The following is a 19,377-nucleotide window of genomic DNA, read 5'->3' on the forward strand; positions in this document are numbered from 1 at the left end:
GGAAGATGTGCGCATGGTTGATCACTCTTCCGCGGCCCCTCTCATGTCGCTCCTGAACGACGTCCAGGCCTTTGCGCTCGCCGGTGACGCGGCGACCAGGGAGAACTACACCTTCGGCAGCGCCACCGCCGTCATCGGCAACGCCGGGACGGTGATCATCGTGGAAGCGGGGGACGCACGCGACCGGAGCAGCGTGTGGAACGCCGAGGAGGTCCGCCTCCTCGGGCCGGCACCGACGCCGGTCAGGCAAAGACTTGTGGATCAGCCTTGGGAACGCGGCACAGCCGAAGTGAGGCTGCCTGTCCATCTGACGGCCCGGGTACCGGAAGGCCTCGTGTATCTCGGCACCGGCAGCGTCGCTCGGGCCGGAACGGAACTGCGTCCGGGTCACGCCGAGCATGTTCTCACCGATTGCATCTTTCGGCTCGACACCTCGTTGAGCAGGCCCGACCTGGATCGTGTCCGTCCTCCCCTGCCTCCGCCAGCCCTCCCGAGCCTGGAATGGCTGAGCAACGTGAACGGCAACAGAGCAACCGCGCTCGAACAGTTCATCACCGGCTGGTATCCCGCGATGTCCGAGGCTCCCGCACAACCATCGGTGCAGGCACCCACACTCGACCTGCCGGAGGAACTGAGGCACTTCTACGACCTGGCAAGGCGCCACCCGGCCGTCCTCGGAGTGCAGAACCGGATTGTCCCCGCATCCAAGCTCCGGGCGGATCCAAATGACCTGATCGTCTTCGGTGAGGAGAACCAGGGAGGGTTCGTCTGGTCACTGCCGCGGATGCCGGACGGCCCCGAAGCCGATCCGACCGTCTGGTTCCGGGGGTACGACGAACCTCCGATCGCCGAGCAGGAGCCGCTCAGCGGCTTCCTCCTCCAGTTCGCCCTCTTCGAAGCCGCAATGGGCGCCGACTACTTGGCGCTCCCCCACGAACCGACGGGGCAACACGTCCGGCTGCTCACCGAAGGATTGCACCACGTGCCCCTGCGTCCCTTCTGTCCCTGGTACCCGACCCAGTTCTATGTGGCCCCTGGGCTCGTCCTGCACGTCTCGGGCTCGGCAGATGACGACAGCTTCAGTGTCTGGGCCGGCTCCACCCACCGCAGCGCCCTCGCCCCGCTGGCCGATGCCGCGATCGAGTGGAACCAATTCGATGTGTGACCTCGCTTCGCTTCAACGTTGCCCGCAAGACACGGACGCCGACGGATTGCGGAGCGTATTGGCGGAGGGCGTTCCCAGGACTGATGCGCATTCCGGTCTGATCAGGCTTCGGCGCCGCCGAAGAGCGTGTCCACCGGCTCGCGTGTCCACAGGAAAAGGTCACTGCTCGTCGCCACGGCGATGGTCTGTCCGGAGGGCGAGAAGCCGGCTGCGCGGAAGGTGGAGTAGTTCGAGTGGAAGATGTGCCACCACTGCTCTCCGTGCGGACCCGCGTGGAGCCCACCGTCGCGGGACAGCAGGACACGCTCGTTCGGCCAGGCCGGGGTGACGACCTCCAGGGCCCACCCGTCTGCGGTGGTGGTGTGCAGCCCTCCGCCGAAGAGCCCCGCGATGCGCACGCGGCTTCCGGTGATCGGCCCCAGTCCGGGGCAGGAGAGGTCTGCAACCGCGTCAGGCGTGCTGTCCTCCGGGTCGGGGTCGCGGTCCCTGGCGATCTTCTCCCCGGTGACGGCGTCGAAGAGACCGTGACCGTCGTGGGAGACGACCATCACGAGATCCTGGCCGCCGGCGGGATGCGTCGCGAAGCCGATCCCGATCAGTCCGCCGACAGGAACACCGTATGTGTACTCGAAGACGGGCCGCCAGGGTTCAGGAGCGGCCGTCACGGGGGCCGCGAGAAGCCGGTTCCGCATCGCCCGCTGGTACGCCGAGAGCTCGGGCTCAAGTGCCGGTTGTTCGACCGGAGCCGCCTTCTTCGTCCACTTCACGGCTCCATGATCTACGCTTCGGCGGGCTCAACCAACGGAGTTGATGCGGCCCGGCGCTCAGGCATGTGCGCTTACGTCTGGTAGACGGTGATCGTGGACTCCGTATGGCGGGCGCGCACACGGTACTTGGGCTCCTGGCCGGTGGTGCTGACCGACTGATCGTTCACGTGCACAGACTCGGCCCCCGCGGCCGGTCGCGGCCACCGAATATCCCCGCGCCCCCCTTGGCGGCGCCCCCACGATGCCCAACACTGAGCCGATGACTCAGCGTGTGGAGCTCGCCACCGTGATGGACCGGCTGGCCGTCGACGAACTGATCACCGATTACGCGATGGCCGTGGACGACGGCGACTGGGAGGCGTACCGAGGTCTGTTCACCCCGGACGGGCGGGCGGACTACCGCTCGGCCGGCGGTATCGAGGGCGACGCCGGGAGGGTCGCCGACTGGCTCGCGGAGAGCCTGCGGCTGTTCTCGATGCGCCAGCATCTGATCGTCAACCGCCGACTCCGCTTCGGCGTCCACGACCAGGACACCGGCGACACGGCCCGCGTCCGGGCCGACTACGTCAATCCCATGCGCGTCGCCGAGGGAGAGGGCGAGGGCGCCGCGCCGGACTTCGTGTGCGGCGGCCGGTACGACTTCGGGCTGTTGCGCACGTACGACGGCTGGCGGTTGCGGGAGGTCGTCGTACGGGAGAAGTGGCGGCGCCTGCCGAGTCCCGCCCCGGCACCTGTGATCAACTGAGCCGGCGTCCTTCGGGCCCGGGGCGGCTCACGACGCGCACACTGGAGTCACCCACGGGGTAGGAGGTGCCGTATGAAGACGTTCGGCCACTGGCTCGCCTCCCCGTGGCGGCGCTCGACCGCCGCCGCGGTGGCGGGTGCCCTGCCTGTCCTCGCCTTCCCCGCCCCGTCGCTGTGGTGGTTCGCCTACGTCGCCCTCGTCCCCTGGATCCTGCTGATCCGCTCGGCACCGACCGGGAAGCGAGCGGCGTACGACGGCTGGTGCGGCGGGTTCGGCTTCATGCTGGCGATGCACCACTGGCTGCTGCCGAGCCTGCACGTGTTCACGTTTGTCATCGCCGCGCTGCTCGGCGCGCTGTGGGTCCCGTGGGGCTGGCTCGTGCGCCGCTGTCTCGCCGGGGCGCCCTCGCGGGCCGGGATCGCCGTCGCGCTCGTCGTCCTGCCGTCGGGCTGGCTGGCGGTGGAACTCGTGCGGTCCTGGCAGGGGCTCGGCGGGCCCTGGGGTGTGCTAGGCGCCAGCCAGTGGCAGGTGGAACCGGCGCTGCGGCTGGCCTCGGTGGGCGGGGTGTGGCTGCTCAGCTTCCTGGTGGTGGCGGTGAACGTGGCGGTCGCCGTCCTGGCCGCGCTCCGCGCGGCGCGGGTGCCGGCTCTGGCCGGACTGGCCGCCGCGGCCGTGGCGGCTTCGGCGGCCTGGGTGTGGTCGCCGCGCCCCGCGACCGAGGGCACGGCCAGGATCGCGGTCGTCCAGCCCGGTGTGGTGACGGGCGGCGACAAGCGCTTCGACCGTGAGGAGCAGTTGACCCGGCGGCTCGCCGGACAGGACCTCGACCTGATCGTGTGGGGCGAGAGCAGCGTCGGCTTCGACCTGGGCGACCGGCCCGACCTGGCCCGCAGAATCGCCGCGCTCTCCCGCGCGACAGGCGCCGACATCCTGGTCAACGTGGACGCCCGGCGCTCCGACAAGCCCGGCATCTACAAGAGCTCGGTCCTCGTCGGCCCCGAGGGCCTGACCGGCGACCGCTACGACAAGATGCGGCTGGTCCCCTTCGGCGAGTACATCCCCGCCCGCTCCCTGCTCGGCTGGGCCACCTCGGTCGGCAAGGCGGCGGGCGAGGACCGCAGGATGGGCTCCGAGCAGGTGGTGATGAACGCCGGGCACGGGCTGCGCATCGGCCCGATGGTGTGCTTCGAGACCGCCTTCCCCGACATGACCCGCCATCTCACCGAGGACGGCGCGGACATCCTGGTCGGCCAGTCCGCCACGTCGACGTTCCAGCAGAGCTGGGCCCCCGAGCAGCACGCCACGCTCGCCGCCCTGCGCGCCGCCGAGACGGGCCGCCCGATGGTGCACGCCACGCTGACGGGCGTCTCCGCCGTCTACGACGCGAGCGGCCGGCGCGTCGGCCCGTGGCTCGGTACGGACGCGAGCACCACCCGGGTGTACGAGGTTCCGCTGGCGGGCGGTGTCACGCCGTACGTCCGCCACGGCGACTGGGTGCTGCACGGGGCGCTGCTGGTCCTCGCCGGGTGGGCCGTCGCCGAGGGGGTGCGGGTCCTGCGGCTCAGGCGGCCCGCTCCCGCACCGCGCGTACCACCCGTTCGCACAGTTCGTGAGTCGCCAGCGCGTCCCGGGCGCTGAGCACCTTGCCGGCGCGCACGGCGTCGAGGAAGGCGAGCACCGCCTGCTCGATGCCGCGCTGCCGGGCCACCGGAACCCAGTCGCCGCGCCGCCGCACGGTCGGCTGGCCCTTGTGGTCGATCACCTCGGCGAGGTTGACGACATGGCGCTTGGTGTCCTGCCCTGACACCTCCAGGACCTCCTCGGCGGATCCGCTGAGCCGGTTCATCACGCCCAGCGCGGTGAAGCCCTCCCCGGCCAGCTGGAGCACGACATGGTGCAGCAGCCCGTTCTCGGTGCGGGCGCGGACGGTCACGTCGTCGATCGGTCCGGGCACCAGGAACCGCAGGGTGTCCACGACGTGGATGAAGTCGTCGAGGATCATCGACCGTGGCTCCTCCGGCAGCCCGATCCGGTTCTTCTGCATCAGGATCAGCTCGCGCGGGTGGTCGGCGCACTGCGCGTACCCGGGGGCGTAGCGCCGGTTGAAGCCTACGGCGAGCGAGACCTCGCGTGCCTCCGCGAGTTCCACCAGCCGCTCGGAGTCGGCCAGTTCGTACGCCAGGGGCTTGTCGACGTACGTCGGTACGCCCGCCTCCAGCAACCGCGTCACGATCTCCGGGTGCACGGCGGTCGGCGCGTGCACGAAGGCCGCGTCGAGCCCGACGGCGAGGAGCGCGTCCAGGTCGGCGTGGCGCCGCTCCTCGGGCAGATGCAGGCTGTCGGCGACCCGGGCGAGCGTCGCGGGGGTGCGGGTCTGAAGGTGCAACTCGACGTCGGGACGGCTGCCGAGCACCGGCAGATACGCCTTCTGAGCGATGTCACCGAGTCCGATGCAGCCGACCTTCACAAAGCTCTCCTCCAACGGTTGCTGCCGGGTTCTGCCGGAAGCATACGGCCGTCACGGAGACCACCGGCCTGCGAGCCGTCCCCGGCGCCGGAAATCGCTGGTGACCAGGGGTGAGTTGGGTCAGGATGCGGGGATGACCACTGAACGCGCCGAACCCGCGACCACCGCCGACGAACGCACCATGCTGGAGGGCTGGCTCGACTACCACCGGCAGACCCTGGCCTGGAAGTGCGAGGGGCTGTCCGACGCGCAGCTCAGGACCGCCGCGGTCGAGCCGTCCGAGCTGTCCCTGATGGGGCTGGTGCGGCACATGGCGGAGGTCGAGCGGGGCTGGTTCCGCAAGGTCCTGGTGGACGACGATCCCGGGCCGATCTACTACAGCGACGCCGACCCGGACGGCGAGTTCCACCTCACCGAGGCCGACACCTGGAAGGAGGCGTACGCCACCTGGCAGGCCGAGATCGAGACCGCCCGGAACAACGCGGCCCGCTTCGGTCTGGACGACGTCTCCGAGGGCAGGAGCAAGCGCACCGGCGATCAGTTCAACCTGCGCTGGATCTACACCCACATGATCGAGGAGTACGCCCGGCACAACGGCCACGCCGACCTGATCCGCGAGCGCGTCGACGGCGCCATCGGGGACTGACGTCACCCCGGACGGGCACACGCCCTCCGTACGGGGCCGGAGATCACCCGTGTGGGGCAACCTCCGCTTGTCCACTGTCCCAAAAGCGGCTCGACCCACCAGAGTTGCGCGGGTGCAACGAACGACCACCACCGCAACGCTCCTGGTCACCGTGGCTGTCTCGGCTCTCGCCGGCTGTGTGACGATCCAGCGGCCGCCCGCGTCCGGCCCGCCGGCGGCGCCGTCCCAGCCGTCGGTGCCCCGGCCGGACGGGCCGTCGGAGCCGCAGATCGTGCAGGCACCGGCCCGCGAGGCCCTGGAAATGATCGGCCCGTCACGCCGGCCCACCCCGACGGCGTCCACGGCCGCGACGCACGGTGTCGCCCCCTCGCTCCGCGCACGCCCGCAGCAGCCGCCGCGCCCGCACCCCGTCCGCCCCGAGCGTCCGGAACAGCGCGGGCCCGAGGTCCGCCGGCCCGGGCGGCCACAGGTCGAGATCCCCGACGTGGCCAGGAAGATTCCCCGGAACCAGCAGGACGTCTGCGCCCTCGGCAAGCAGTACGGCAAGTGGCGGGCGGACAGCCCGGAGGCGATGATCTGCGAGCAGACGTACGGGCGTTGAGGTACCGGAGCGGTGCGCGGGCCGCCGCTTCGGGCCGCCGCCTCGGCGGCCTCTCGCCCGTCGGAACCGTCCCGTCAGGATCTACGCCCGCCCGTCCACCGGACCCGTCCCATCCCGTCCCATCAGGCCCTACGCCCGTCCACCGGACCCGTCCCCCTCGCCGAGCCGTAGCTCCAGGCGGCTGATCGCTCCCCGTACCCCGTCGCCGAAACTGTCGTCGCCCAGGGCGTCGGACGCTCTCCGCGCCCGGCGCAGATGGGTGCGGGCGGCTTCCGTGCGGCCGAGTTTCACGTAGTCGGCGGCCAGGTTCAGATGGAGCGACGGGTACAGCGCGCGCACCGCGAGCGCACCCTCGTAGGCCTGGAGCCGGTCGTTGGTGAGCTCCTCGGCGGCCGTCAGCGCCCTGAGGTCCCAGGCGAGTTCGTCGAAGGGGTCGTCCTGGGTGTCGGCCATGTAGTGGGCGAGCGTGCAGCGGTGCAGCGGGTCGCCGTCCTCGCCGATCTCCGTCCAGAGATCGAGGAAGCGCCGACGGGCCTCCTCACGGTCGCCCGCGTGATGCAGCATGGCGACCTGCCCGATCCGCGTCATGAATCCGTCCACGGCCGCCTGCCCCTGTCGCTCCGCCACCGCGTCCTCCGCACACTCGTGGGCTGTCCGTCCCGACGCTAGGGCCTGTCCGGCGGATCATGTCGCGGACGCGCGGGCCTGGCACGCACATCTGCCGCGTTGTCGTCGGTTGCCGACGCTCCGCGTCGACGCCCTCCTCCGCCTTGCAACTGCACGCACCAGACCCCCGCTCACCGGCACTGATCGGGCACCGTGACTCGCATGCGACCTGATCCGCCGGACAGGCCCTAACCGCAGCCACCGACAATCCCCGTCAGGCGGCACCGGGCCGGTCGGGCGGGAACCGGCCCGGTCGCGAGGTCAGCCCAGGTTCGGGATCCGCCAGTCGATCGGCTCGTGGCCCTGCTGGGCGATCGCCTCGTTGATCTGCGTGAACGGGCGGGAGCCGAAGAACTTCTTCGCCGACAGCGGGGAGGGGTGCGCGCCCTTGACCACGATGTGCCGGCTCTCGTCGATCAGCGGGAGCTTCTTCTGCGCGTAGTTGCCCCAGAGCACGAAGACGGCCGGGTCGGGCCGCTCGGCCACCGCCCGGATCACCGCGTCGGTGAACTTCTCCCAGCCGCGGCCCTTGTGCGAGTTGGCCTCGCCGCCGCGGACCGTGAGCACCGCGTTGAGCAGCAGGACGCCCTGCCGGGCCCACGGCATGAGATAGCCGTTGTCCGGGATCTCGTGCCCGAGCTCCTCCTTCATCTCCTTGTAGATGTTGCGGAGCGAGGGCGGGGTCTTCACCCCGGGGCGGACCGAGAAGCACAGACCGTGGCCCTGGCCCTCGCCGTGGTAGGGGTCCTGGCCGAGGACGAGGACCTTCACGCCCTCGTACGGCGTCGCGTCGAGGGCGGCGAAGACCTCCTCGCGCGGAGGGTAGACGGGGCCCTTCGCCCGCTCCTCCTCGACGAAGTCCGTCAGCTCCTTGAAGTAGGGCTGCTGGAGTTCGTCGCCCAGAACCCCGCGCCAGGACTCGGGCAGCATGGCGATGTCGGTCACGTCAACTTCCTTACGGTGTGCGGTCACTGCGGTGGGGCCACCCCGTCGGGCGGTCGCTTCCAGTCCTCAGAACCTACAGGCGACCACTGACAGCCGGCCCCACTGACCGCACAACCGGGCTGCTACCAGCTGGTCTTCCAGGACAGTTCCCACATGACCATCATCGTCGCCGGGTCGATGACCTTCTCCAGGCCGGCGATCTCCTCGTTCGCGGCGACGTACTGCTTGCCCTGCCACAGCGGCAGCAGCCGGGCGTCGTCCACGAGGATCTGCTGGGCGGCCTCGATCTGGTCGGACACGGCCGCCCGGTCGCTCTCCGCGCGCGACTGCGGCAGCAGCTTGCCGGTGATCTCGGGTGAGTCGTACGGCGTGCCGAGCGCGTTCTGCTGGCCCACGAAGGGCGCGATGAAGTTGTCGGCGTCGTTGAAGTCGGGGAACCAGCCGCGCCCGAACACCGGGTACTCGCCCTTCTGGTAGCCCTCCACGTAGGTCTTCCAGGGGCGGCTCTTGAGCGTGACCGTGAACAGGCCGGAGGCTTCGAGCTGCCGCTTCAGCTCCTCGAAGGCCGGCTTGGTGGTCGAGCCGTAGCGGTCGCTGGTGTACCAGAGCGTCAGCGGGACGCGGTCGGTGATCCCCGCCTGGGTGAGAATCTCCTTCGCCTTGGTCACGCTCGGGGCGCCGAAGTCGTCGAAGAACCCCGTGGTGTGGCCGACCAGACCTCTGGGGACCATCGAGTACAGCGGCTCGACGGTGTCCTTGTAGATGTTGTGGGCGAGCGCCGGGCGGTCGATGACCTGGGCGACCGCCTTGCGGACCGCGGGCTTGGCGGCCCACGGGTCGCTGGGGTTGAACACCAGGTAGCTGATCTCGGTGGTGGGGTTCGCGACGAGCTGGAGCCCCTCCGCCTTCTGGTTGACCTCGATGTCCACGGTGTCCGAGGCGCCGAGACCGCGGTAGATGACCGAGATCTGCTTGTCCTTGAGGGCCTTGACCATCTCGGTCGACTGCTGGAAGTAGCGGATGGTGACGGCGCTGTTCTTGCGGTCCGCGATGCCCTTGTAGTTGCCGTTGCGGACCAGCTCGGCCTTCTTGCCCTCCTCGTAGGAGGAGAGGCTGTAGGGCCCCGAGCCGGTGATCCCGCCGTCCTTGCGGAGCTCGTCCGCGGGGTACTCCTCGGGGTCCACGATCGACATGGCGGGCGTGGTGAGTACCAGGGGGAAGGTGGCGTCGGGCTGGCTGAGATGGAAGACGACCTCACGGTCGCCCTTGGCCTGCACCCGGTCCAGGGTCCCCAGCAGTCCGGCGGGGCCGCCGTTGACGTTGATCGACCTGATCCGGTCGAACGAGTGCTTGACGGCCTTGGCGTCCAGCCGGTCGCCGTCGGAGAACTTCAGGCCCTCGCGCAGGGTGCAGCTGTAGACGGTGCTGGAGCTGTCCGTGAACTCGCAGCTCTCGGCGGCGTCGGGCTCGGGCTCGGACGTGCCGGGGCTGTAGTTCAGGAGGGTCTGGTAGACGTTGCGGAACAGTTCCCAGGAGTTGTCCCAGGAGGCGGCGGGGTCCAGCGTGGCGGGGGCACTGGTGGTCCCCACGACGACCGGCTTGTCGTCTCCGGAGGCGTCCGAGGAGAACACCCCGCATCCGGCCAGCACGGATATGGACGCGACGGCCGCGAGCGGCGGCAGGTACCGGTTCCGGATGAACACGCGCTTGCTCCTCGAAATGCCGTACCAAGAGTTGGCAGACCTTACCGCAGCGCTCCGCCCGCTGAACCCACCTTCGAATCGACCTGTTGATCGAATTTCCATGACGACGTTGTCATCGGCCGTGAGAGCAGCCCGTGCCGTACGGCCGCGGACGCGGTGGGACGGCACGGACGCCCGGTGTCGACGGGCGCCCGTGCCGTGCTGCCGAAGGTCAGCCCACGCCGGCGTTCAGGAAGATGCCGCCGTCGACGACGAGCGTCTGACCGGTGATCCAGTCGGACTGGTCCGAGGTGAGGAACGCGGCGGCGCCGCCGATGTCGGAGGGCACGCCGAGCCGGCCCAGCGGATAGGCCGCGGCCGCCTCCGCCTCCCGGCCCTCGTACAGCGCCTGGGCGAACTTGGTCTTCACGACGGCCGGGGCGATCGCGTTGACCCGGACCCCGGGCGAGAACTCGTGCGCCAGCTGGACGGTCAGGTTGATCATCGCGGCCTTGCTGATGCCGTAGGCGGCGATGAAGGGCGAGGCGGAGACGCCCGCGACGGAGGCGATGTTGACGATCGCGCCGCCGTTGTCCTTCTGCCAGGCGTGCCAGGTCCGCTGGGCGAAGCCGAGCGCCGAGATGACGTTGGTCTCGAAGACCTTGCGGGCCACGTTCAGGTCCATGTCGGCGATCGGGCCGAAGACCGGGTTCGTGCCGGCGTTGTTGACCAGGTAGTCGACGCGGCCGAAGGCCTCCATGGCGCGCTCGACGGCGACGGCCTGGTGGGCCTCGTCGTGGGCCTTGCCGGCGACACCGACGACCCGGTCGGCGCCGAGCTTCTCGACGGCCTCCTTGAGGGCGTCCTCGTTGCGGCCGGTGATGACGACGCGGTCGCCGCGCGCGAGGAGCGCCTCGGCGACGCCGTAGCCGATGCCGCGGCTGGCGCCCGTGACGAGGGCGACCTTGCCGGAGAGTTCAGGCAGTGCAGTCATGGTCCCGTTTCCCGTTTCCTAGTCGAGCGGTCCGCCGGCCACGTACAGCACCTGGCCGGAGACGAAGCCGGCGGCCTCGCCGGTGAAGAAGGCGATCGCGTTGGCGATGTCGTCCGGCTCGCCGACGCGGGCGACGGGGATCTGGGTGGCGGCCGCGGCCTTGAAGTCCTCGAAGCCCATGCCGACGCGGTCGGCGGTGGCCTTGGTCATCTCGGTGGCGATGAAGCCGGGGGCGACGGCGTTGGCGGTGACTCCGAACTTGCCGAGCTCCTTGGCGAGGGTCTTGGTGAAGCCCTGGAGCCCGGCCTTGGCGGCCGAGTAGTTGACCTGGCCGCGGTTGCCGAGCGCCGAGGACGAGGAGAGGTTGACGATCCGGCCGAAGCCGGCGTCCACCATGTGCTTCTGGCAGGCCTTGGACATCAGGAAGGCGCCGCGCAGGTGCACGTTCATGACGGTGTCCCAGTCGGCGACGCTCATCTTGAACAGCAGGTTGTCGCGCAGCACGCCCGCGTTGTTGACCAGGATGGTCGGGGCGCCGAGCTCCGCGGCGATACGGGCCACGGCCGCCTCGACCTGGGCCTCGTCGGAGACGTCGCAGCCGACCGCGAGGGCCGTGCCGCCGGCCGCGGTGATCTTCTCCACGGTGTCCTTGCAGGCGGCCTCGTCGAGGTCGATCACGGCGACCGCGCGGCCCTCCGCGGCCAGTCGTACGGCGGTGGCGGCCCCGATGCCGCGCGCTCCGCCGGTGACCACGGCGACCCGCTGCTCAGTGGTGGACATTCCTGGTTCTCCTCGCCCTAGAGAGAGTGCGTCCGCTGGGTGAGCGACCGCTTAGTACCTTCGGCAGACGTGACGCTAGAAGCAGTGGCACGCGGTGTCAACGCCCCACGAGCCGGGTGTGATCCATTACCCGACCGGCAGGTGATCCATTACCTGACCAGCAGCTCCAGCAGCCGCTCGGTCTCGGCCGCCGGATCGGTGGTGAGCCCGGTGTGCACGGGCCCCGGCTGGACGACGGTGGAACGCGGTGCGATCAGCCAGCGGAAGCGCCGTCCGGGGTCGTCACCGGCCGCCTGTCCGGCCGCCGTGCCGCCCGCGCAGACGCCCTCGACGGCCCGCAGCGCGGCCCGTACACCGGCCACGTCCGCGTCCGGGTCGAGGACCAGCAGCCGGGCCTCGTCGAGGTGGGTGCGCACCCCGACGTAGGACCTGGCCCGGCAGTAGACGAGCACGCCGGCGTTGATGCACTCGCCGCGCTCGACGCGGGGGACGACGCGCAGGAGGGCGTACTCGAAGACGTCGCGGCCGTCGCTCCGGCCGCCCTTGATGATGTGGCGCTCGGTCACCGGTTCCCTCCGATGCCGTGGACGAGGTCGTGGACGGCGGCGGCGCGCGCGAGCAGCGGGCGCGCGTAGGCCCGTCGCAGGTCGTCGGGTGTGTCGAAGCCGGGCTCGTCGGTGAGCCAGACGTCCGGGATCTCGGCGGTGACCTCGGCGAGGAGGTCCTCGGTGACCAGGGGGGCCAGGTCCGCGGCGGCCCGGGCGACGTCCGGCGCGAAGGGGGCCAGGGCGTGGTCGGAGGCGTCGTAGGGGCGGGCCGCGGATGCCTCGGCGCCGGGCCAGTTGTGGTGCCAGATCATGGTGGCGCCGTGGTCGACGAGCCACACCTCGCCCTGCCATCGCAGCAGGTTGGGGTTGCGCCAGGAGCGGTCGACGTTGTTGACGAGCGCGTCGAACCAGACGATCCGGCCCGCCTCCTCGGCGTCGACCGCGAAGGCGAGCGGGTCGAAGCCGAGCGCGCCGGAGAGGAAGTCCATGCCGAGGTTGGTGCCGCCGCTGGACTTCAACAGGCCCTGCACCTCGGGGTCGGGTTCACCGAGGCCGAGGTCCGGGTCGAGGTCGATCGCGACCAGCCGCGGCACCCGGAGGCCGAGTCGTCGGGCGAGTTCCCCGCACACGACCTCGGCGACCAGCGTCTTGCGGCCCTGCCCGGCGCCGGTGAACTTCATGACGTACGTCCCGAGATCGTCGGCCTCGACGAGCCCCGGCAGCGAGCCACCCTCACGCAGGGGCGTGATGAAGCGGGTCGCGATGACTTCCTTGAGCATCGCCCCAGGCTACTGGGGTGCGGCTGAACAACCGGCACTCCGGGCGCGTACCTGAGGGCAGTTCGAGAGGTACCCGTGGAAGGGGACGTCAGCATGGCCAGCGAATCGCTTCATCCCGCTTCGGCACCGAGCCGCCGCACCGTCGTGGCGGCGGTGGGCGCGACGGGGCTCGCCCTCACGCTGAACGCATGCGGGTCGGACGACGGAGGGTCATCGTCGTCCTCCGCCTCGTCCGGTTCCGCCGGGTCCTCCGGGTCCTCCGGCGCCGTCCTGGGAAAGACCGCGGACATCCCGGAGGGCGGCGGCAAGATCTTCAAGGATCAGGGCGTGGTGGTCACCCAGCCCACGGCGGGCGAGTTCAAGGCCTTCTCCTCGAAGTGCACCCATCAGGGCTGTGCCGTGTCGGGGATCGCCAACGGTGTGATCACCTGCCCCTGTCACAAGAGCGAGTTCTCCGTCACCGACGGCAGCGTGAAGAAGGGCCCGGCAACCCAGGCGCTGCCCGCCGAGAAGATCACGGTGAGCGGGGACTCGATCACCCTCGCGTGAGGGTTCAGGAGCGCCCCGCCCCGCGCGGTCCCCGGAGGAGACGGGCCAGCACCTCGTCCGTGGTCGCGAGGGTCGCCACCAGGGCGAGGGTGTTCCGGATCATCGCGGGGGTGTAGTCGGAGGGCACCCCCGCGATGGCGTCCGTCGGTACGAGGGCGGTGTAGCCGCGGTTCACGGCGTCGAAGACGGCGTTCGGGATCGCCACGTTGGCCGAGACACCGGTCACGACCAGCGTGCGGCAGCCCAGGTTGCGCAGCAGCGCGTCGACATCGGTGCCCTGGAGGGGCGAGAGGCCGTGCAGTCGTCGTACGACGAAGTCCTCCTCGGTGACCTCGATGGGGCCCGCGACCCGGACCGCGGCGGTGCCGGAGAGCTGCTGGACGGGGAGGCGTTCGGCGGCCCGGAAGAGGCGGGCGTTGCGGTTGGCTCCCCGGCCGTCGGGACGGCGTTCGGCGATCGCGTGGATCACCTGGACGCCGGCCTCGTGCGCGGCGGCGACCAGCCGGGCCACGTTGGCGAGGGCACCCGAGGAGCGTGCCACCGCGGCGAGTTCGGGCAGGGCGCTGTCGGGTCCGACCACGCCCTGCTGGCACTCGACGGTGAGCAGGACGGTGGTCTCGGGGTCGAGCAGGTCGTTGAGCCGGTCGTACGACGGCATGGTCGCCCCCTTGTCGCGCACGGCGTGGAGCGGGCGAGGGTAGCCACCATTGCGCGGGGACGGAAGACGACCCATCCTTTTCTGACGTGATGTCAGAGGATCACAGGATCTCCTCTGACACGACGTGAGAGAAAGAGGGGGATGCATGACCGTCACTCAGCGCCGGGGTCGCAAGATCATGATGACGCCCGGTGAGCTGGACGAGTTCCTCACCAGCCAGCGCACCTGCCGGGTCGCCACCGTGTCCGCGGACGGCGCCCCGCATGTGAGCACCCTGTGGTTCGCGTGGGACGGCACGTCCATGTGGCTCTACTCGGTGGTGCGCAGCAAGCGCTGGGCGGACCTGCGGCGCGATCCGCGGGTCGCGATCGTGGTCGACACGGGTGAGGAGTACGACGAACTGCGCGGCGTCGAGCTGTCCGGCACGGTCGAGTTCGTGGGCGAGATACCGCGCACCGGCGAGCTGCGGGCCGAACTCGACGCGCCGGAGACCCTGTTCGCCCGCAAGAACTTCCACATGGAGGAGCTCCCGCACGACGGCCGGCACGCGTGGGTGCGACTGACGCCGGACAAGATCGTCTCCTGGGACTTCCGGAAGCTGGGGTCCGTGTAGGCCCCAGGTCGGTTCATTGTTGGGGCGGTTGATCCGGTGCCCGTCAGACCACCCGCCCCGCCGCGCCCTGCAGTGCCTCCACCGCCGCCCGGATCGACGGGCGGCGGTCGGCGTCCAGGCGCCACACGGCGTAGATGTACCGGCGCACCCGCTGACGCACCGGCACGGCCCGCACGCCCGGCGGCATCGGGTCGCGGCCGAGCCGGGGCGCGACACAGACACCCAACCCTGCTGCCACCAAGGCGAGTTGGGTGTGGTGCTCCTCGGCTCGATGGGCGATCCGGGGCTCGATGCCCTTGGCGCGCAGCGTGTACAGCAGCCACTCGTGGCAGAACTCGCCCTCCGGCCAGGCCACCCAGTCGTCGTCCGCGAAGTCCTCCAGGTCGACCTCGTCCCGCCCCGCGAGGGGGTGTCCCGCGGCGAGGGCGATCTCCACGGGGTCGTCGAGGATCGGCGCCTTGGCGAGCCCCTGCGGCATGGGCAGCGGCTTGTTGTACCAGTCGAGGACCACCGCGAGGTCGGCGTCGCCCCGGAGCACCGCCTTCACCCCCTCCTCCGGTTCCAGCTCCCGGGAACGCAGGCGCAGGGCCGGGTGGTCGGCGCGCAGGGCGGCGAGCGCGGCGGGGAACAACCCCCGCAGGGCGCTGGGGAACGCCACCAGCCTCAGCTCTCCGACGACCTGTCCGCGCTGGGCCTCCAGGTCGGACTGGGCCAGCTGCACCTGCGACAGGATGCGCGCGGCGTGCTCCGCGAGCAGCCGGCCCGCGTCCGTGAGCCGCACACCCCGGCCGTTCTTGGCGAGGAGCCGCTGACCGACCTCCCGCTCCAGCTTCGACATCTGCTGGGAGACGGCCGACGTCGTGATGTGCAGGCCCTCGGCCGCGCCACTGACCGAGCCGTGCCGCGCGAGGGCGTCGAGGGTGCGCAGGCGCTCCAGGTTCAACATGTAAGCGATACTACGAGATACCGGTCGCGAAATCTCGCTTGTTCTAAGAGGTGGGCTGCTTCATCGTTACGTCCATGACCACCGCCTCCGCCACCAGCACCCCTGCCCGTTCCGTCATCCGGCCCCGCCGAACGCTCGACTGGCGCCTGCGCTTCGGCGTCCTCGCGCTCATCTGGGGCTTCAGCTTCCTGCTCATCAAGGTGGGCACGGAGGGCTACGCCCCTTTCCAGGTGACGTTCGGGCGACTGGTGTTCGGTACGGCGGTGCTCGCCGCGGTGATGGTGGTCAGGCGGGAGCGGCTGCCGCGGGGCATACGCGTCTGGGCGCATCTGGCCGTCGCCGCGTTCTTCCTCAACGCGTTGCCGTTCTCGCTGTTCGCCTACGCCGAGTTGACGATCCCGTCCACGCTCGCGGGGATCTGCAACGCGACCTCGCCGCTGTGGGGCATGGCCCTGTCCCTGGTCGCCCTCTCCGAGGACCGGCCGAGCCGGGTCAGGGTGGCGGGGCTCGGGCTCGGTTTCCTGGGTGTGCTGACGGCCCTCGGGGCGTGGCAGGGCTTCCACGGCGTGGATGCCACCGGCACGGGGCTGGCGCTGCTGGCCTCGCTCAGCTATCCGGTCGGCTGGATCTACGTCCGCCGCACGCTGGCGGGGGTCGGACGGTCGCCGCTGTCCATGAGCGGGGCGCAGTTGCTGCTGGCCACGGTCCAACTCGGTGTGGTGACGCCGTTGTTCACCTCGCTGCCGGGGCGGTTCGCGGTGGTGCCGCTGCTCGCCGTCGTCGCGTTGGGGGCGGTGGGGACGGGGGTGGCCTTTCTGCTTCAGTACCGGCTCGTCTCCGAGGTCGGCCCCACGACGGCTCAGATGGTCACGTACTTCATTCCGGTCATCGCCACGATTGCGGGTGTGGTGCTGCTGGGTGAGTCCTTGAGCTGGTCCACGCCGGTGGGGGCGGTGATCGTTCTGGCGGGGGCGGCGCTTACTCAGGTTCGGCGGGGCGCCTAATGGGGTGGTGTGTCGCCATCCGTGTGCGGCTGCGGGTGCATTGTGGCTTGTCGCGCAGTTCCCCGCGCCCCTGAAGGGCGGAGACCCAAGCCCGTGTCTAGCCGTACCGTCGGGCCGGTGTGGGGCCGGTTGCCGCTCCCACCGCCGCTGCCAGGGCCTCGGCGTCCCGCGCGGTCAGCGTGGACACGGTGATACGGACCGCCGGTGGGGCGGCGATGCGGAAGCGGGCTCCGGGGGCGACGGCCCAGCCGGCGTGCAGGAGGCGGGCGACGGCGCCGGTCTCGTCGGGGACGGGGATCCAGACGTTCATGCCGGTGCGGCCGTGGGCCTCGATGCCGTGGTCGGCCAGGGCGTCGATCAGCAGGGTCCGGCGTTCGCGGTAGGCGGCGGCCACCGCGGTCGTGTCGAGGGCGCCGTCGGTCCACAGCCGGAGCACGGCACGCTGGACAATGCGGCTGACCCAGCCGGGCCCGAGCCGTTGCCGTCCGCGGACCCGGTCGACGGTGACGGGATCGCCGGTGAGGACGGCGAGCCGCAGGTCCGGGCCGTAGGCCTTGGCGACCGAGCGGACGAAGGCCCAGTGGTGGGTGACGCCCGCGAGGGAGTGCAGGGGCAGGTCGACGATCCCGTGGCCGTGGTCGTCCTCGATGAGCAGGGTCTCCGGGTGGGCGCGGAGCACGGAACGCAGGGCACGCGCGCGTGGGGCGCTCACCGCGGCGCCGGTCGGGTTCTGCGCCCGGCCGGTGACGATCAGGACGCGCGCCCCGGCCTCCAGGGCCCGCCGGACGTCGTCGGGGCGGGGGCCGTCGTCGTCGACGCCGACCGGGACGGTACGCAGGCCGAGGGCCGGGACCAGGTCGAGGAGGCTGCCCCAGCCCGGGTCCTCGACGGCGACGGTGTCTCCCGGTTTGAGGTGTGCGGCGAGGACCCGCTCGATCGCGTCGAGGGACCCGGACAGCACGGCGAGGGGGCCGTCCGGCACCCCGTCGGCGGCCAGTTCCGCACGCGCACGGCGGGCCAGCCCCGGTTCCAGCTCCGCGTGCCCGTACAGGACCGGCTCGCGGTCGCTCTGCTCGGCGGCGGCCGCGAACGCCTTCGCCACGGAGGGCAGCAGCGCGGGGTCCGGGTTGCCGCTCGACACGTCCCGCACGCCCTCGGGCACCTCCACCCGGATGTGCTCCCGGCCCGTGGTGGCCGGCTTGGGCCGCACCCGGCTGCCCCGGCGCCCGGCGGTCTCGATGACCCCGCGCTCCCGCAGGATCCGATAGGCGGCCGCGACGGTGTTGGGATTGACCCCCAGCCGCGCCGCCAACTCCCGCATGGGCGGCAGCAGTTGATCCGGGACCAGGTCACCGGCCCCGACCGCGCGCTCGACACTGGCCGCAATCTCCGCTGCGCCCCGACCTTCGATCCGATACTCTCCTAGCACAAAGACAAGTATGCACTAGTGCAATGGAGAACGCCATGCAGGGGACCCAGCCGACGAGGACATCCGCCGCCTACACCCCGACCGACCGCACCGTCCCCACGCGCTCCGCCGACCGGGCCTCCTACGACAAGGACCTGGTGCACTCGATACTCGACGAGGGCTACGTCTGCCATCTCGGCTTCGTCCGGGACGGCTCCCCGGTCGTGCTGCCCACGCTGTACGCCCGGGTCGGCGACCGGCTCTACGTCCACGGCTCGACGGGCTCGCGCCCCCTGCGGATGACCGGCCAGGCGGACCCGGGCCTGCCGGTGTGCCTGACGGTCACGCATGTCGACGCGCTGATCCTGGCCCGCTCGGCCTTCCACCACTCGATCAACTACCGGTCGGTGGTGGTGCACGGCGTCGCCCACGACGTGCGGGACCCGGAGGAGAAGCGGGCCGCGCTGGACGCGCTGGTCGACCACGTCGTGCCCGGCCGGGCCGCGGACTCCCGGCCGGCCAACAAGAAGGAGCTGGCCGCCACCGCCGTGATCCGCCTCGACCTGGACGAGGTCTCCGCCAAGCTCCGCACCGGCGGTGTCGACGACGAGCCCGAGGACCTCGCCCTCCCCCACTGGGCCGGCGTCGTCCCGCTGCGCAAGGGCTACGCCGCCCCGGTCGCCGACGCCGACCTCGACCCCGGCACCGAACTCCCCGACTACCTGGCGGTCCTGTGATGCTGATCCACCCCTGGGACGCGCCCCACGACGACACCGAGTGGCAACGATGGCTCGCCGTCCACGACTTCGGCCAGCTCTGCGTCAACGGCCCTGCGGGCGAGCCGCCGTTCGTCCAGCCCCTGCACTTCGTCTACGACCCCGAGCGCGGCGAGGTGCTCACCCACCTGGCCCGGCCCAACCCGCTGTGGGGCGCGCTGGAGGCGGACCCGGTGGTCCTGCTGAGCGTGGTCGACGACTACGCGTACGTGCCCGGCCCCTGGCAGGCCGACCCGGACGGCCCGTCCGAGCACGGCACGCCCACGAGCTTCTACGCGGCGGTGCAACTGCGGTGCCGGGCCCATGTCGTGGACGACCCGGCCGCCAAGGCCACGCTCCTCAACCGCCAGGTCGGCCACTTCCAGCCGGAGGGCGGCTCCGTGCCGGTGGCGGTCGGCGAGGTGCCGTACGGGCGGATGCTGTCGGGGATTCGCGGCCTGCGGCTCGAAGTGACCGGCGTGCGGGCGAAGTTCAAGTACGCGAGCCACAGGTCGGCACAGGTGCAGGACCGCATCCTGGGCGAGCTCGCCGCCCGGGGCGGCCCCGGTGACGCGGCGGCGCACGAGCACCTGCTGCGGCGACGCGGAGCCTGAGCGAGGGGCCCTTCGGCAGAGCCTTGCGGCGACGAAGGGCCCCCG

At 71.1% G+C, this 19,377-nt stretch carries 22 protein-coding genes; 10 read left to right on the forward strand and 12 right to left on the reverse strand.

Annotated elements, in window-relative coordinates; all coding sequences use genetic code 11:
• Positions 1-13: 13 nt before the first annotated feature.
• The gene (locus K4B79_RS32325; RefSeq protein WP_232030851.1) at positions 14-1,165 is read left to right on the forward strand and encodes a hypothetical protein; all 1,152 of its coding nucleotides are present in this window, start codon (positions 14-16) and stop codon (positions 1,163-1,165) included.
• Between the two features lie 101 nt (positions 1,166-1,266).
• Here the strand turns inward: K4B79_RS32325 and K4B79_RS32330 are convergent, their stop codons facing one another.
• Positions 1,267-1,857 carry a hypothetical protein gene (locus K4B79_RS32330; protein ID WP_232030913.1) on the reverse strand — a complete coding sequence of 197 codons (591 nt, stop codon included), beginning with the start codon at positions 1,855-1,857 and terminating at the stop codon, positions 1,267-1,269.
• A gap of 334 nt (positions 1,858-2,191) precedes the next feature.
• On the opposite strand from K4B79_RS32330, the gene K4B79_RS32335 reads away from it, so the two are divergent.
• The gene (locus K4B79_RS32335) at positions 2,192-2,677 is read left to right on the forward strand and encodes a nuclear transport factor 2 family protein (RefSeq protein ID WP_232030852.1); all 486 of its coding nucleotides are present in this window, start codon (positions 2,192-2,194) and stop codon (positions 2,675-2,677) included.
• Between the two features lie 72 nt (positions 2,678-2,749).
• A complete protein-coding gene (gene lnt, locus K4B79_RS32340; protein ID WP_232030853.1) occupies positions 2,750-4,315 on the forward strand; it encodes an apolipoprotein N-acyltransferase in 1,566 nt (521 codons plus the stop codon).
• On the opposite strand, the gene K4B79_RS32345 is transcribed toward lnt, so the two are convergent.
• Complete coding sequence (locus tag K4B79_RS32345) at positions 4,239-5,144, reverse strand: Gfo/Idh/MocA family protein (RefSeq protein WP_232030854.1); 906 nt, start codon at positions 5,142-5,144, stop codon at positions 4,239-4,241. The genes lnt and K4B79_RS32345 overlap by 77 nt on opposite strands.
• Positions 5,145-5,277: 133 nt before the next feature.
• Here K4B79_RS32345 and K4B79_RS32350 point away from each other — a divergent pair, with 133 nt between their 5' ends.
• Both K4B79_RS32350 and K4B79_RS32355 read left to right on the forward strand, forming a co-directional pair.
• Positions 5,278-5,790 carry a DinB family protein gene (locus K4B79_RS32350; RefSeq protein WP_232030855.1) on the forward strand — a complete coding sequence of 171 codons (513 nt, stop codon included), beginning with the start codon at positions 5,278-5,280 and terminating at the stop codon, positions 5,788-5,790.
• Between the two features lie 112 nt (positions 5,791-5,902).
• Positions 5,903-6,391, forward strand: a complete 489-nt coding sequence (locus K4B79_RS32355; RefSeq protein ID WP_232030856.1) for a hypothetical protein — start codon at positions 5,903-5,905, stop codon at positions 6,389-6,391.
• Between the two features lie 129 nt (positions 6,392-6,520).
• Here the strand turns inward: K4B79_RS32355 and K4B79_RS32360 are convergent, their stop codons facing one another.
• The 7 genes from K4B79_RS32360 to K4B79_RS32390 all read right to left on the reverse strand — a co-directional run bounded on the left by K4B79_RS32360 (position 6,521) and on the right by K4B79_RS32390 (position 12,785).
• Positions 6,521-7,018 carry a hypothetical protein gene (locus tag K4B79_RS32360; protein WP_232030857.1) on the reverse strand — a complete coding sequence of 166 codons (498 nt, stop codon included), beginning with the start codon at positions 7,016-7,018 and terminating at the stop codon, positions 6,521-6,523.
• 300 nt (positions 7,019-7,318) lie between these two features.
• The gene (locus K4B79_RS32365; protein ID WP_232030858.1) at positions 7,319-8,002 is read right to left on the reverse strand and encodes a uracil-DNA glycosylase; all 684 of its coding nucleotides are present in this window, start codon (positions 8,000-8,002) and stop codon (positions 7,319-7,321) included.
• A 122-nt stretch (positions 8,003-8,124) separates the two neighbouring features.
• The gene (locus tag K4B79_RS32370) at positions 8,125-9,705 is read right to left on the reverse strand and encodes an ABC transporter substrate-binding protein (protein WP_232030859.1); all 1,581 of its coding nucleotides are present in this window, start codon (positions 9,703-9,705) and stop codon (positions 8,125-8,127) included.
• 211 nt (positions 9,706-9,916) lie between these two features.
• Positions 9,917-10,678 carry an SDR family oxidoreductase gene (locus K4B79_RS32375; RefSeq protein ID WP_232030860.1) on the reverse strand — a complete coding sequence of 254 codons (762 nt, stop codon included), beginning with the start codon at positions 10,676-10,678 and terminating at the stop codon, positions 9,917-9,919.
• Positions 10,679-10,696: 18 nt separating this feature from the next.
• Positions 10,697-11,458: a 3-oxoacyl-ACP reductase FabG gene (gene fabG / locus K4B79_RS32380; protein WP_232030861.1), complete on the reverse strand. Its 762-nt coding sequence runs from the start codon at positions 11,456-11,458 to the stop codon at positions 10,697-10,699.
• A gap of 149 nt (positions 11,459-11,607) precedes the next feature.
• On the reverse strand, positions 11,608-12,024 hold the full coding sequence (locus K4B79_RS32385; RefSeq protein WP_232030862.1) for a DUF3037 domain-containing protein: 417 nt from the start codon (positions 12,022-12,024) through the stop codon (positions 11,608-11,610).
• Entirely contained in the window at positions 12,021-12,785 is a 765-nt protein-coding gene (locus tag K4B79_RS32390; RefSeq protein WP_232030863.1) for a HipA family kinase, read from the reverse strand. The genes K4B79_RS32385 and K4B79_RS32390 overlap by 4 nt, the downstream gene beginning before the upstream one ends.
• Before the next feature lie 93 nt (positions 12,786-12,878).
• On the opposite strand from K4B79_RS32390, the gene K4B79_RS32395 reads away from it, so the two are divergent.
• The gene (locus K4B79_RS32395; protein WP_232030864.1) at positions 12,879-13,334 is read left to right on the forward strand and encodes a Rieske (2Fe-2S) protein; all 456 of its coding nucleotides are present in this window, start codon (positions 12,879-12,881) and stop codon (positions 13,332-13,334) included.
• 4 nt (positions 13,335-13,338) lie between these two features.
• On the opposite strand, the gene K4B79_RS32400 is transcribed toward K4B79_RS32395, so the two are convergent.
• The gene (locus K4B79_RS32400) at positions 13,339-13,992 is read right to left on the reverse strand and encodes a cysteine hydrolase (protein WP_232030865.1); all 654 of its coding nucleotides are present in this window, start codon (positions 13,990-13,992) and stop codon (positions 13,339-13,341) included.
• A 145-nt stretch (positions 13,993-14,137) separates the two neighbouring features.
• Between K4B79_RS32400 and K4B79_RS32405 the strand changes: the two genes are divergently transcribed.
• Positions 14,138-14,605 carry a pyridoxamine 5'-phosphate oxidase family protein gene (locus K4B79_RS32405; protein WP_232030866.1) on the forward strand — a complete coding sequence of 156 codons (468 nt, stop codon included), beginning with the start codon at positions 14,138-14,140 and terminating at the stop codon, positions 14,603-14,605.
• A 43-nt stretch (positions 14,606-14,648) separates the two neighbouring features.
• Here the strand turns inward: K4B79_RS32405 and K4B79_RS32410 are convergent, their stop codons facing one another.
• A complete protein-coding gene (locus K4B79_RS32410) occupies positions 14,649-15,551 on the reverse strand; it encodes a LysR family transcriptional regulator (RefSeq protein WP_232030867.1) in 903 nt (300 codons plus the stop codon).
• A 74-nt stretch (positions 15,552-15,625) separates the two neighbouring features.
• Between K4B79_RS32410 and K4B79_RS32415 the strand changes: the two genes are divergently transcribed.
• Positions 15,626-16,555 carry a DMT family transporter gene (locus K4B79_RS32415; RefSeq protein WP_232030868.1) on the forward strand — a complete coding sequence of 310 codons (930 nt, stop codon included), beginning with the start codon at positions 15,626-15,628 and terminating at the stop codon, positions 16,553-16,555.
• Between the two features lie 97 nt (positions 16,556-16,652).
• On the opposite strand, the gene K4B79_RS32420 is transcribed toward K4B79_RS32415, so the two are convergent.
• Positions 16,653-17,984, reverse strand: a complete 1,332-nt coding sequence (locus K4B79_RS32420; RefSeq protein WP_232030869.1) for an aminotransferase class I/II-fold pyridoxal phosphate-dependent enzyme — start codon at positions 17,982-17,984, stop codon at positions 16,653-16,655.
• 35 nt (positions 17,985-18,019) lie between these two features.
• On the opposite strand from K4B79_RS32420, the gene K4B79_RS32425 reads away from it, so the two are divergent.
• Positions 18,020-18,700, forward strand: a complete 681-nt coding sequence (locus K4B79_RS32425; RefSeq protein WP_232030870.1) for a pyridoxamine 5'-phosphate oxidase family protein — start codon at positions 18,020-18,022, stop codon at positions 18,698-18,700.
• Positions 18,700-19,332, forward strand: coding sequence for an FMN-binding negative transcriptional regulator (locus K4B79_RS32430; protein ID WP_232030871.1), 633 nt, complete (start codon positions 18,700-18,702; stop codon positions 19,330-19,332). The genes K4B79_RS32425 and K4B79_RS32430 overlap by 1 nt, the downstream gene beginning before the upstream one ends.
• Positions 19,333-19,377: the final 45 nt, after the last annotated feature.

The organism is Streptomyces lincolnensis (genome assembly GCF_021173675.1).
Taxonomy (GTDB): Bacteria; Actinomycetota; Actinomycetes; order Streptomycetales; family Streptomycetaceae; genus Streptomyces; species Streptomyces lincolnensis_B.